Here is a 12886-nt window from a genome sequence, read left to right as displayed (position 1 = left end):
GCCAAGAACTGCTGAATACGATTAGGAAATACGTGACGGTCATGGCTACAGCCAAAAAAAACCTAACGATTACGGCTCTTGCAGGAAATATTGTTACGGTAGCACTTCCTGTCTTCCTGATCTCCTCCTGTGGCATACTTGCTGTTCAGCCGGAGTTACGCCTGGCGGTGCCGCTGCTGATTGGCGTCACGGCATTGATGGCGACGCTGTTGACGCTTGCCCTCTATTGCGGAGAGCGCGCAAAGGTCCTTTGGTCGCCGGCCGTCATCCTTGCTGTGGGGCTCGTGTTGCGCCTGTTGTTCCTGTTCAGTCCGCCGCAACTGTCCGATGACATCTACCGCTACCTGTGGGATGGCAGTAACCTGCTGCGGGGAGTCAATCCCTATGCCGCTTCGCCATCCGTCATAACGCCGCTGCCCGGACTGAAAGCCGTTCACTCAATGATCAATCACCCGGATTATGTCACCATTTACCCACCAACGGCCCAGTTGGTGTTTGCCGGGGGAGCAGCGACTGGTGGAACCATCACAGGCCTCAAGGCTTTTCTGGCGCTGCTCGACCTGGGACTGTGCGCCCTGTTGGTTATGCTGTTGAAGCGGCTTGAGATGCCGGCATGGCGGGCTGTACTCTATGCATGGAATCCACTGCCGGTGCTGGAGATCGCCGGGTCTGGGCACGTGGACGGAGCAGGTCTTGCCATGCTGATAGGTTCCTTCTGCCTGCTTGCAATGGATCGGCAGAGCGCTTCTGCGACGGCTCCGCGGCGGTGGCCGTTTCTGTTGTCCGGAGCGTTGCTGGCCTGCGCCGGCTTGGTGAAGCTGTTTCCCCTGGTGTTGACGCCGGTACTGTTTCTGCTGGTCCCGAATGAGCGACGCAGACATTTTGCAGCCGGATTTATCGCGACTCTGGCAGCACTCGTGTTGCCGTTCCTGCCGCACTTGGTCAACATGACCGCCAGCCTGGATGCCTATGCCCGCAATTGGGAATTTGCCGGTTTTGCCTTCAACACGCTTCGTACCATGACCGGCTCGGGAACGATTGCCCGCCTGCTGTTGTCATCCTGTTTTCTGCTGGTTGCCGTCGGAATCATTCTCCGTTTGGCCGGCAGCATCAATCACGGACTATCACCGGTCAACAGATTACGTCAGGCGATGGAAGCCTGTTATGCCATCGCCATGGCGCTATTGCTGCTTACCCCGACCCTGCAACCATGGTACGCCCTCTGCCTGGCGGTATTTCTGCCGTTCTGCGCAGGTCCGGCCGGACTGGTACTCTGTTGGGCGGTCTTCCTGACGTACCAGGTTCAGATCCCCTATTTCATCCTGGGGCAGTGGACCGAGAATCCGCAGGTGACGGCAGCGGTCTTCCTGGCGCCGCTAACGGCATACCTTCTCAGCAGGGCTCTCAGCGGTGCTCGGCAGCCAACTGCAGAACCCGGTCAGTAATATTTCCCCTCAAGGTTGCAACTGCATTGCACTTAGAACCGGTTATCATGTCTGTTATCTCAAGTTTGCCGAAAATAACGATTCCCTGATATCTTTTGCCAGTACCAATGCAAAACCGAACGGAAAAAGCAGGAACAGGGGCACGGCGAACCAGGTTTCCCGCTGCCAGGCGAAGATTACCGGCAGCAGGCAGTAGAGGAACAGCACGCCGTTCATGAAGATGTAGGGAAGGTTTTTCTGATGATAGAGGAAGGCCAGCCCCGGAATCCGTTCACGTCCCCGCACACCGAATTTGGGTGTCCGCTCGAACTCACCGCCCGGGCGAAACAACCCCTTCAGCACTGAAAGGGAGATGCTGGGGGCCAACCCGATGGTCAGGGCGGGCAGCAGCACAACATGCCGCAGCAGGCTCTTCGATCCGCTGCGGATGGAATAGAGCAGGAAGTAGCTCATGATCGCCCCGCTGGTGGCCAGGAAGAGCGGCAGATCGATGCGCAGGACCTGGTGCAGGCCGATGCCGACCCGCCAGGTAACTGCCGGATAGAGGGTCAGCATGACGATCATGCCCAGAAGCCAGTAGATATTGGCCATCAGATGGGCCATTGCCTCGATCTTTACGGCCGGCGGCAAGCGCTCCTGCAACAACCGCGGCAGAATCTTGCGGGCGGTCTGGATGGAACCCTTGGCCCAGCGCTGCTGCTGGCTGCGCAGTGCAGCCATGGTCACCGGCAGCTCGGACGGCACCTGGCACTCTTCGCGATAGACAAAGCGCCATCCGGCCAACTGTGCACGGTAGCTCAGATCCAGGTCTTCGGTGACCGTGTCGGACTGCCAGCCGCCGGCAGACTCAATGGCGCTCCTGCGCCAGACACCGGCGGTGCCGTTGAAGTTGAAGAACAACCCCTGCCGGTAGCGCACACGGTGTTCGATGCTGAAATGCGGACCGAGCAGGAGGGACTGGATGCCGGTGAACCAGGAGTGGTCGGCATTGCAGAAGCTCCAGCGGGTCTGGACCATGCCGACGTCCTGATTTCTGAACCATGGCATGGTGGCATGCAGAAAATCGGGCGGCGGGATGAAGTCGGCATCAAAGACGGCTATGTATTCACCATGTGCCGTTGCAAGGCCGTTGGCAAGCGCCCCTGCCTTGTAGCCGTCGCGGCTGGTTCTTCTCACCACGGTGATGGCGACACCCTGCTTCCGCCACCAGGCAGCCCGCTGGTCCACCAGCCGGCAGGTGTCGTCGTCCGAATCGTCCAGCACCTGGATTTCGAGCCGCTCACGGGGCCAGTCAAGACCGGCTGCGGCATCCAGCAGGCGTTCCGCCACAAAGCGCTCGTTGTAAAGCGGCAGTTGTACAGTGACCGATGGGAACTCTTCGGGTGCGGCAAAAGGGGCCGGGGTCGACCTCTCGCTTCCTTTTGGCATGTACAGGCAATAAATCAGCCAGAGCCGGTGCACCCCGTACAGGCAGAGGCCGAGCAGCGCGGCAAAATGGATAGCGGTCAGGACCGGTATTATTGCTGACAGCATGCGCTCACGCCCTGATCATTGCTGTTCGCTGATCCATATACCTTGTTGCCGGATGCAGCCAATGACCCGCCGCACCCCGAACCCTCGCCGGCGGTGCAACTGAAACAGTGCGCAGCCATCCGGATTCCGCTGCCGGGGACAATCGCCTCGTCGGCATGGTCGATGGTCACGAGCGAGCCATCCGCCCGTTGCAACGGCAATGCGGCAGCCAGATTGAAGTCGCAGTTGTATAGCACCCCATCCCAGCCGACACTGACCAGCGTTCGGCACATGATTTGCTCTGTGGCCAGCGGATTGAATTTTTCCGCCAGATGCTCGATATAGCGCTGATAGGTTCCCCTGCGCTCCAGGTTGTCCCGAAAACGTCCGATGGGGGTATTGTTCATGCAGTGGAGCCGACTGAAGCTGACACCAAAACGCTGTAGAAGTTCCGTACGGTAATGCTGCTCCAGCATATCACGTGATCCGGACACGGAGCCGTTGCCCGGGTTATGGACGAGGTGGAGTTCCAGTTCGCTGCCATAGCCCTGCCGATTGAGGCGCCGCAACACCTCGATACTTTGCATGAAGACCCCGCCTCCCCTCTGTTTCTCCACGTTCTCCGCTTCGTAGCAGGGAAGCGACGCCATCACCACCAGCGCCTGTTCGCGATAAAAGTCAGGCAGCCATTCCATGCCGGGTTCAAGGGCAATGGCCAGATTGCTGCGGATGATGCGACGTGCGGCGTGTCCTGCCGATGCCTCGACGAAGTACCGGAAGTCCGGGTTCATTTCCGGGCAGCCGCCGGTTATGTCCAGCGTCAGACCGGGATGCCGCGCCAGGAACGCAGTGATCTTTTCCATGACGTCCCGGCCCATGATCCGGGCGCCTTGCGGCGAGGCATGATGATGACAGTGGGCGCAACTCAGGTTGCAGAGATCGCCCAGATTCACCTGGAGCGTTTCCAGTCTATGGAATGTGGTGAAGCGGTCATCCACCGCCTCGACTTTCTTTTTGAACATTGCTGTCATTAAGGTTCCTCTGGTTCGGGGCATTGGCAGGGTATGCCGATCTGTTTTTCCTCGAAAAGATAGCGTTCCGGCCGCCAGGCGCGGAGCGAACCGGCTTCACCGGGCAAGCCCACCACATCCTCGCCCGACACAAGCCAGAACTTTCTGGTCCAGTTTCGCCAGACTCCGTTCAGTTCCAGATTGCCGCGAACATCACTCTCTCCCCGGGCGAGAATCTCGGCTTTTGGAGGAGCATCGGCGTACCTTATCATGGCGTAGGCCGAACGGGGGCGGAGGCCGGCAGCACTCAGGCTGAAGGCGCCGGATGACTCGCGGTAGACCATCTTGCCGCTGGCGCCCCCCTTGACAATGGCCCAGGTGGCAGGATTCTTGGCGAACAGCAGCAGCTTCTTTTTGGCGCTGGACGTTGGCGTTTTTGACCTGGATTCGACTGCATGACATGCCATGACTGACAGAGCAAGCAGCAGGGCAGACAGTATCAGGCAGTGTGCGATTCGACATATTAAAAAACTCATTTCAGCGTTCCTGTAGGGGCGGGTCTTGTGCCCGCCCTGCTGGCAGCACCACCGACGTCAAAATCGGGCGACCACAAGGGATCGCCCCTACGAAAATCATACATTCAAATTACTGCCCCGCCCGCTTCTCCCAGGCTGCCCAGCTTCCCTTGTAGTTGCGGGCTTCAGGCAGCCCTGCCAACTGGTGGGCCGTCCAGGCGTAGGCAGAGCGCACCCCGCCCAGGCAGTAATAAACCACCGGTTTGGAGGTATCCACGCCATGCTTGGCAAGCAGCTTTTTCAGTTCCGCCGGAGGAAGCGGGTGGTGATCCTTGCCGGTGTAAAAATCCTCCCAGGGTATATGAATGGCGCCGGGTATCCTGCCTTTGATCCATTCAAAGGTCGAGCGGACATCAACCAGCACAAAAGAACCTTTTCCCTTCTGCACCTCTTCCGTGGAGACGATGTACGGGGGCTTGAGATCCACCTGGTAACGGGCCTTTTTGGCGGCAGGCTTTTCCGGCCCCTTGGCCAGAGGCAAATTCTGGTTGCGCCAGGCCTGGATGCCGCCATTCAGCAGCCGGATGGGTCCCTTGTGACCAAGCCAGGAAAGCAACCAGATATTATACCCTTCGCCGCCCCAGCTCTTGTCGGCGTCCCCGTACACCACTACCGGGGTCTTTTCGTCAATCCCCAGTCCGGCCAGTGCTACGGCCAGTTCCTGGGGTGGAAAAGAGCTGTACTTTACCCCCTTGGCGTCGGTGCGGGTATAATTGTCCCATGAAAACTGGATGGCTCCCGGAATGTGGCCGGTTTCCCAGTCGGCCTTGGGACGGGCATCAAGTATGACCCATTTTGCTGAATTACCCTTCAACGCAGCTGCATCGATCAGTCTCAGATCGGCCGCCGTGGCAGCCGAGAAACAGGAAACGATTACCGTTACTACCATCAATAAAACCATGATTACATGATGTAAACCGGCTCGTTTTGCCTGCTGTATAAACTTTGCAATAATCTGCATGGCGTTATTCTCCTTTATTGTGCCTGCTCGGCAGTAATAACCGTGTCTGCTGCCGCTGCCTCTTGTCTTTTATGCTGTAACCCGTGCACCAATTCACGGCCGATAACCCACAGAATAGTGCTCCCGGCCTTGACCGTACCGGTGATCGTCCGACTGATCTTTGACTTTCCGGCAGTGCGCTGATGATAAGGGACGTCAATCTCCCGTATCCGCAGCCCATGTTTGAGTGCCCTGACCTGCATTTCCACCGTCCAGCCGAAAGCTTGGTCAGCCATATTCAACCGATTCAGCGCCATCCAACTGATGACCCGCATCGGACCAAGGTCTCTGTAGCGGTATCTCCAAAACAGACGTATCAACACGGTGGCCAGCAGGTGCCCGAAGCGCTGCTGAAAACTAAGCGCCGCCGTGACAACCGGAATCCGCCGCCCCAGCACAAGTTCCTGCTCTCCGACGGAAACCGGGGCGATCAGGTCGGGCAGGCGCGACAGCTCATCGCTGCCGTCGGCATCGACAAAAGCCACGATGTCCGGCGGATCGTTCCGCAGAAAGGCCAATCCGGCCAGGCAGGCCCTGCCGTAACCGGCCACCGGTTCGGTGACGACATGGGCGCCATATTCAGCGGCAACCTGTGCCGTCGCGTCTGTCGATCCGTTGTCAACCACCACAACCCGCGTGATCTCAGTCGGCACATTCCCGAGCACTCCCGGCAGGGAGAGTTCCTCGTTCCTGGCCGGTATGATCAGAGCTATGTCGGGGGGCGCCGCTATCACTCAGCTTCCGCCTCGGCCGCCTGACGCCCCTTGAAGCGCCGGTAGACCACCGGAATCAGCGACACCAGCACAATCAGGCCGATGCCCAGCAGAGCCGTCGGGGAAACCTTGCCTTTGATCAGCCCCAGCAATGAGCTGGAGAAAACGATGAAGGCGATGCAGGCAGGCAGCATGAAGACAAAGGTGGCAACCATATAATGAACAAACGGGACCTTGGTCAGTCCGAAGGCGTAGTTCAACAGATTGAAGGGGAAGGCCGGAATCAGTCGTGTGAAGGCCACCACCTTCCAGCCGTGCTGGGCCACTTCGCTGTCGAGCTTTTCCCACGTGGGCCCGGTCAACTTGGCTGCCACCCAGTCGCGGGCCACGTAGCGCGCAACCAGAAATGCCAGAGAGGCGCCGATGGTCGCGCCGGTAATGGTATAAACCACGCCCCAGACCGGGCCGAACAGAATACCGCCCACAATGGTGATCGGCAGGCCGGGCAGGAACAATACCGGCGCCAGGGCATAAAGCAGGATGTAAATAGCCGGGGCCAGGACTCCGTACGAGGCAATCAATGCCTGCAATTTTTCCTGCTGAAGATACTGGGCCGCTCCCGACAGGTGCACGCCGGCGACGGCTGCCACCAGCAAGACCAGAAAGATCAGCGGTTTCCAGGAGCGTTTCTTTGGCTGCCCCTGTTCCGGTACAAATGTTCGTTCTCGTGTCACTGCATATCCCTCCTTGCGTTTAAAGGCTCTTTTGAGTCGAAGCCGGTTCAGATAGGTAAAGGGGGCTCCGGCGCCCTTTTTCTTTCCGGCCAGGGTCTGATTCGGGGCGAACAGGATATCCACCAGGTGATTGGTCGGCGTGTGCCCCCCCAGGGCCTGGACACAGCCGGCGCAGTAGGTGATGATTCTCCTGCCGGCCGCCTCTCTTTTGCGCAGTTCTCCCCATGAAGCGGCCAGTTGCGGGTTCAGCAGGTTGACCGCCCCCCCCTGACCGCAGCAGACGGTGGTTCTGCCGGAATGGGGCATCTCCTCCACCATCAGTCCCTGGCGATTGAGCAGGGTACGCACGGCCTGATGCACCGGTTGTGCATCGCGGATAACACAGGGGTCATGAACCGTCACCGTACCGGACACTCCTTCCGGCTGCAGTCCGGACTCGGCGAGGGACTCCCAGACGGTTCTCACCTTCAGCCCCTGGCCTAGCGAGGTGAACATCACCTGGCAGTTGGGGCATGCCACCAGCACCTCTTTCACCCCCTGCTGCACAAGCCAGTTGTTCATCTCCTCGAACATGGCGCCAGTGTACTGCTCGCGCCCCAGGCTATGGGACGGCTTCAAACAGCAGTCAAAGACGATACCCACGGTTGGATCAGTCTTCTGAAGCTCGGCGAAAACCCTGTTGACGCCATCGGGGCGGGTGCCGGACAGGGAGCAGCCGGGGAAGAAGATCGTCGTGCACCCTTGGGGCAACCGGTACAGGCTGAAACGGCGGGATGTTCCCAGCCGTTCGTAGGTCAGCAGGGGTGAATGCTCCGGGTAGTCCCCGAAGCCCCGGTCCACCGCCTCGCGCCGCATCTCCAGAAACAGTCCGTCCAGATCGAGCTGTTCCGGACAGACCACCGAGCAGAGCCCGCACAGGCTGCACTCGAAGGAGCGAGCAAGGGATTTTGGATCAATTGCATCGAAGCTGTCTGCAATAGATTTGGGTGTGCCATATTTCTTGAGGAAGGCACACTCCCGGACGCATTCGCCGCAATTGGTGCAACCCGATTTTGTTGCGGCAATCTGTTCTTGCAGACCGGGGCGAAGATGGTTGTTAGTGATAATGCTCATGGTAATGTCCTGTTTTTTCTTGATTAGCGACCTTAACGGCAAATCCCCCCTCCCCCCCTTTCATAAAGGGGGGATCTAAATGCTTCCCCTTTTCATAAAGGGGGGATCTAAATGCTTCCCCCTTTACAAAAGGGGGATTGAGGGGGATTTGCCTTTGAATCTGACAATGCAGAACTATGGTGTCTTGAAATAGAGCGCAAGGGAATAATTCGCGCCGGCCGCGATATTTTGTCCGTAGATGTCTGGCCGATAGCTGATCTCCACCCCCCATGCCGGAGTAACCTTGTAACCAACGGTCAGGTCCAGCTTGCCGAGGTCGAAGTTGTTGGTAGCCGTGGGGTTGCCGCTGCCGTCCAGTTTTTTACCGTTATCCACGCTGAGGGTCCCGTCCAGCTTGGCGCGGGTGTAAAAATCCCTGGTAACGTCCACGCCGAATTCAACAAGATAGCGGATCTCGTCGGAAGGGCCCTCGGCCCGCCAGCGGTAGCCGAACTCCACGTTGCCGTAACCGGGGATCAGCGGATAGAGCGAACGGCCGTAGAGCAGCCGGATTTCCGTGTCAAACTGGCCGTTGCCGAGCGGCAACGGGTCCTTTTTATCATATGTCCCCGGAATCTTGACGAGCAGTTGCGTGGCAACGATGCCGATCTTCTCGCTGTCCAGCAGTTTGTAGCGCAACCCGAGGTCCACGTCTCCCAGGCCGTAACCCTTGGTGCGGGCCAAGTTATTGTCGTTCTCCAGCCACTTGTAGGCCAGCGAGTTGATCACGGTCAGGTTGTCGAACAGCCCATACTCGAAGTAATTGCAGATGTCGTAATCGGTGAATTTCCCGTTATTGGGCGTCCCATTGCGGTTGCCCGACGAATCGAAGGTCTCGTGGGAATAGTAGTAGTTGAAGGCCAGCTTTTCGTAGAAGGCATGCTGTTTGGCGGTCCAGGCGCCGGCCAGGCTGGCAGTGGCGGATGCCGTCACAAACAGAATGGCCACAATTGATGATTGAACAAGTTTTTTCATAAGAATCCCCTCAAGGTGAAGTAAGGAGGGCGCCAATATTTGGCGCCCTCTTTACGGCAATACATCTGATTAACCTGGTAAATATGATCTGTTATTGAACCGGGAGCGTTGCGTCGCCGGCCCATTCATAAAATGACGCGTCATAGTTGACCGCCTTGCTGTAGCCTGCCATACGCAGAATCATCGTCATCAGGCCGGAACGGATACCCTTGGTGCAGTAGCTTACAATGGTATCCGTCTTCTTGATTCCGGCAGCCGTGAAGAGCGCCTCCAATTCATCCTGACTCTTGATGATTCCTGGATTGGCTGGATTGTTGGTATAGAGGGCTGTATTGAAAGGCATGTTTATAGCGCCCGGCAAGTGACCTCCACGCTTTTCACCATACTTGACAGCACCTGCAAACTCCTCCGGGTCTCGGGCGTCAATGATCTTGACGTCACTTCCGGCCATGTTGGCGAGAATCCAGGCCTTTTCAACGACATAATCGCCTGTAAATGATGCAATGGACAATGTTGTCGGTGCGGGCGCCGGCGTTGCCGCCGTGGTGAGGCCGTAGCCGGCCGCCTTCCACCCATTCAATCCGCCATTGAGCAGCTTGGACTTGGTTACGCCGGCCATGCGCAGCATCCAGAGTATACGGCCATCCTCTCCCCAGCCTCCGGGAGCATCTGCATAGACGATAACCTCCGTAGATGCATCAATACCCAGGTTGCCAAGTGCGATCCCGATTTCGGCAGCTGTTTTCAAAACTCCCCAGTTTGCATCTCCCGGAACTCCGGTTCCTACCGTAGCGAAGGACTGCCAGACGGCATTGATCGCTCCAGGTATATGGCCTGCGCTAAATGCCGAAGCCGACCTGGCATCGATAATGACAGTCCCGGCTTTGCCGAGCGATGCTTTGAGGGTTGCCGCGTCTGTAGCCATGGTAGGGTCACTGTACGCTTTTGCTACCGGAGCTGCCGGTGTCTTCTCGGTCACACTGCTGCCGCACCCCGCCAAAACCGTTATTGCCAGCGCCATGAGCGCCACGAAAGATATTACGATTCCTCTTTTCATGGATTCTGCTCCTTTCAGTAAAATAAGTCCCGCAAAGGGGAACAATGTTCAGTGCCAACTTGCCGAAATCAAAAGCGACACCGTAACAAACTCACTTACTGAAAGTCAAATCGGAATAATCGTTAAAAGAGATTACACCTATCGTATTTATAAATAGTTTTCAAAGAGCATTGACTTCTGCATGACGATTGAAACTCACTTACTACGGGAGGGGCGGCACAACAATCGCCCCTCCCGTCATGTTATTATTTTGGGCTTATGGTCCGCTGACGCGGCCGTCGCCGGTCACAACCGGATAAGCCGCACCTTGGATGGACCACTCGTTCCATGACCCGTCGTAGTTGTAGACGTTGGGATAGCCGAGGCCAAGCAGGATCAGCGTGTAGACCCCGGAGCGGAAGCCGCCTTCGCAGTGGTTGTAAACGATTTTATCAGGTGTAATTCCCAGGCTTGTAAAATGTGCCTGTATTTCTGCTGCGCTCTTGAGCACTTTTACATTTCTGCCCGGCTGAAGCGTGCTAGCAACCGGCTGGCCGGTAGCCGGGTTGATGTAGTCGGTATAAACGGCGGATTCATAATCGCTGAACTTTGCATAGGGGATATGTCCCGGACGTGCACCCTGGTTTGTACTGTAAACTAAGGGGGTGCTGTTTTGCGTCCAGGCGCCCGTGGAAGCAGTGCCGGATGTGACCGTGGTTACGAACCCCGTATATTCACTGGGCGTCCTGACATCGGAGATCACATAACCGGCCTTGGTGACGTTGCCGTTGGCGGTGTCGATTACCGCAGCAAGGTCGCTTTTGGTGACACGATGGTTCTGGTAGCTGGTAATTTTATACGGTTTGGCGCTGGGAGTCGGAATCACGGCGGTCGTGCTGAGCGTCCGGCCGTCGACATCCTTCCACTTGTCGATACCGCCATCGATCACGTAGGCCTTGGCGTGACCGTAGCTCTTCAGGACCCACGGCACGCGGCCGCCATAGGAGGATGTGTCGTTGTCGTAGGCCACTACGGTCGTATCGGGGGTGATGCCGTTCCTGGTAAGGATGTCGATCAATTCGGCCGGGGTCGGTATGTCATATGCGATCTGCACCGGTTGCCCATTGGAATCGACTTTGTAGGACCCGGTTGCGGCGTCGATGACCTTCCTGGGGAAATAGAACTGGTCGCGCGGTATGTTGATTGCGCCGGGAATATGACCGGCATTGTATTTGGCTGCCGGACGGGTATCAACGATGACGAAGTTTTGATCGCTGGCATGCAGCGCCACCCAATCCGTTGACTTGAAATAGTCGCTCAATTGCGCGGTCGCTGTTGGGGCAGTTGCAGCAGTTGCCGATGAACTGTTGCACCCCGAGAGCAAAGACCCAGTAGTTAAAGCCACAAGTAACAATCCCAGAACTGTAAAAATGTCTCTGCGTTTCATATTTGTTTCTCCTTTCGAACTATTTATTTTGACTTTGACAATGTCTATTCTGCTAGACAGTCAGGGTGCCTGGCTCCCCATTTACGTTCAACTATTTCAGGCTGTTTCTCCTTTTTAAAATAATTTCAGATCAGCCTCCAAGTCACCTGGTCAGCTTCTACCGCAACATCACATCGGTGTTTAACTTTCTTCTCTCTTGTTGCCGATAACCGAATAAAAAAAAGAGGCCAGATCAACCATCGGAGAAATGAATATCTCCAACAATCAGACCTGGCCTCCAGTTTTTCTGGTCAGCCCAGCAATATTGATTAGTGATTCTAAAAGTATACTAAGTCTATAGAGTGTAGTATATATATTATCTACCAATTTTGTCAAGATATTTTATAAGCACGTCAACTTTATCTCTACTTTGTCATATTATCCCCCATGTCTATTACGCGCTCCTGGCAGCAGACCGGTTAAGCAGGCTTACAAAAGAGCTTGCACAAAAATCCGAACAGCACTGATTGCAACAACCAAGAAAAGGATTCGCCGTAACGTGATGGTCGATAGCCGGTGGCTTAGCATGCCCCCCATCTGCCCTCCCAGGAGCGCCCCGAATGATACGGCGATTCCCCAGAGGAGCGGTACCGGACCGGTTCCCTTACCAAGGAATCCGGCAAGTGCCGACAAAAAAGCGACCGCCGCGCTGGTGCCGATTGCCGTCCGGACCGGTACCTTGAACGCATGAATTAACGGGGAAGGATGATGAAAGCCCCCCCTGGCCGATGATACCAGCCAGGAAGCCGACACCACCCCCCAGCAGGGCAGCGGCTGGATACCGGGTCGGGCGCGGGCTTCCTTCAATCTCCGGGCCGCTTGGCTCGGCAAGCAGCAGGAGCAACAGGCTCGTTACCGCCATCAGGGCAAACAGTATCGCCATTAGCCGCTCACTCACCATGCGGGAGGAGACCGCTCCTCCCAATGACCCGACAGCAGCACTCCCACCTACAGCAAGGGCCAATGACAGATCCAGGGCATGATATTTACGATGGATCAAAATGCCCGACATGGAACCTGTCAGGCTCAGAAGCATGGTAACCCCCACCGCTGGCCGGAGACCGATGGGAAACCCTGCCAACTGGGGTACCGTTATGAGGAGCGGCAGCATGATAATGCCACCGCCGACCCCCAAAAGGCCGGAGAAACACCCACCGGCCATACCGAGTACGAACAGATTGATGAGCAGCAGGGAAGTCGCCATGGCGCGCAGCCTTATGGCTCAATCTTGATACGGCTGTCCGGGTC

11 protein-coding genes and 1 pseudogene are annotated in these 12886 nt (G+C 56.9%); 1 reads left to right on the top strand and 11 read right to left on the bottom strand.

Going from position 1 to position 12886, the window contains the following annotated elements; genetic code table 11:
• The first annotated feature begins 41 nt into the window (after positions 1-41).
• A complete protein-coding gene (locus GURA_RS22740) occupies positions 42-1445 on the top strand; it encodes a glycosyltransferase 87 family protein (protein WP_157046156.1) in 1404 nt (467 codons plus the stop codon).
• A gap of 54 nt (positions 1446-1499) precedes the next feature.
• On the opposite strand, the gene GURA_RS07985 is transcribed toward GURA_RS22740, so the two are convergent.
• From GURA_RS07985 to GURA_RS07940, 11 genes and pseudogenes are all read right to left on the bottom strand, one after another.
• Positions 1500-2978 (bottom strand): glycosyltransferase, encoded by a 1479-nt coding sequence (locus tag GURA_RS07985; RefSeq protein WP_011938474.1) that lies wholly within the window; start codon positions 2976-2978, stop codon positions 1500-1502.
• Positions 2963-3988 carry an arsenosugar biosynthesis radical SAM (seleno)protein ArsS gene (arsS, locus tag GURA_RS07980; protein ID WP_011938473.1) on the bottom strand — a complete coding sequence of 342 codons (1026 nt, stop codon included), beginning with the start codon at positions 3986-3988 and terminating at the stop codon, positions 2963-2965. The genes GURA_RS07985 and arsS overlap by 16 nt, the downstream gene beginning before the upstream one ends.
• Positions 3988-4503, bottom strand: a complete 516-nt coding sequence (locus tag GURA_RS07975) for a hypothetical protein (protein ID WP_011938472.1) — start codon at positions 4501-4503, stop codon at positions 3988-3990. Before GURA_RS07975 ends, arsS begins: the two co-directional genes overlap by 1 nt.
• A gap of 109 nt (positions 4504-4612) precedes the next feature.
• On the bottom strand, positions 4613-5503 hold the full coding sequence (locus GURA_RS07970) for a sulfurtransferase (RefSeq protein WP_011938471.1): 891 nt from the start codon (positions 5501-5503) through the stop codon (positions 4613-4615).
• A gap of 14 nt (positions 5504-5517) precedes the next feature.
• The gene (locus tag GURA_RS07965; protein ID WP_011938470.1) at positions 5518-6276 is read right to left on the bottom strand and encodes a glycosyltransferase family 2 protein; all 759 of its coding nucleotides are present in this window, start codon (positions 6274-6276) and stop codon (positions 5518-5520) included.
• Positions 6273-8102 carry a VTT domain-containing protein gene (locus GURA_RS22735; protein WP_198134540.1) on the bottom strand — a complete coding sequence of 610 codons (1830 nt, stop codon included), beginning with the start codon at positions 8100-8102 and terminating at the stop codon, positions 6273-6275. The genes GURA_RS07965 and GURA_RS22735 overlap by 4 nt, the downstream gene beginning before the upstream one ends.
• 174 nt (positions 8103-8276) lie before the next feature.
• A complete protein-coding gene (locus tag GURA_RS07955) occupies positions 8277-9116 on the bottom strand; it encodes a hypothetical protein (protein WP_011938468.1) in 840 nt (279 codons plus the stop codon).
• A 91-nt stretch (positions 9117-9207) separates the two neighbouring features.
• On the bottom strand, positions 9208-10173 hold the full coding sequence (locus GURA_RS07950) for a sulfurtransferase (RefSeq protein ID WP_011938467.1): 966 nt from the start codon (positions 10171-10173) through the stop codon (positions 9208-9210).
• 256 nt (positions 10174-10429) lie between these two features.
• A complete protein-coding gene (locus GURA_RS07945; protein ID WP_011938466.1) occupies positions 10430-11599 on the bottom strand; it encodes a sulfurtransferase in 1170 nt (389 codons plus the stop codon).
• A 468-nt stretch (positions 11600-12067) separates the two neighbouring features.
• On the bottom strand, positions 12068-12391 hold the full coding sequence (locus GURA_RS25315; RefSeq protein WP_407639366.1) for a TSUP family transporter: 324 nt from the start codon (positions 12389-12391) through the stop codon (positions 12068-12070).
• Between the two features lie 55 nt (positions 12392-12446).
• Positions 12447-12842: pseudogene (locus tag GURA_RS07940) on the bottom strand (TSUP family transporter); the annotation flags it as partial.
• Positions 12843-12886 lie beyond the last annotated feature (44 nt).

It is taken from the genome of Geotalea uraniireducens Rf4, assembly GCF_000016745.1.
Lineage (GTDB): Bacteria > Desulfobacterota > Desulfuromonadia > Geobacterales > Geobacteraceae > Geotalea > Geotalea uraniireducens.
The sequence above is the reverse complement of the archived record's forward strand: the minus strand, read 5'-3'. Positions and strand labels throughout refer to the sequence as shown.

Coding starts and splice junctions, on each gene's coding strand:
- GURA_RS07985 (WP_011938474.1), bottom strand. CDS start 2,978: ATGCTGTCAGCAATAATACCGGTCCTGACCGCTATCCATTTTGCCGCG.
- GURA_RS07950 (WP_011938467.1), bottom strand. CDS start 10,173: ATGAAAAGAGGAATCGTAATATCTTTCGTGGCGCTCATGGCGCTGGCA.
- GURA_RS07945 (WP_011938466.1), bottom strand. CDS start 11,599: ATGAAACGCAGAGACATTTTTACAGTTCTGGGATTGTTACTTGTGGCT.
- GURA_RS22735 (WP_198134540.1), bottom strand. CDS start 8,102: ATGAGCATTATCACTAACAACCATCTTCGCCCCGGTCTGCAAGAACAG.
- GURA_RS07970 (WP_011938471.1), bottom strand. CDS start 5,503: ATGCAGATTATTGCAAAGTTTATACAGCAGGCAAAACGAGCCGGTTTA.
- GURA_RS22740 (WP_157046156.1), top strand. CDS start 42: ATGGCTACAGCCAAAAAAAACCTAACGATTACGGCTCTTGCAGGAAAT.
- GURA_RS07975 (WP_011938472.1), bottom strand. CDS start 4,503: ATGAGTTTTTTAATATGTCGAATCGCACACTGCCTGATACTGTCTGCC.
- arsS (WP_011938473.1), bottom strand. CDS start 3,988: ATGACAGCAATGTTCAAAAAGAAAGTCGAGGCGGTGGATGACCGCTTC.
- GURA_RS07955 (WP_011938468.1), bottom strand. CDS start 9,116: ATGAAAAAACTTGTTCAATCATCAATTGTGGCCATTCTGTTTGTGACG.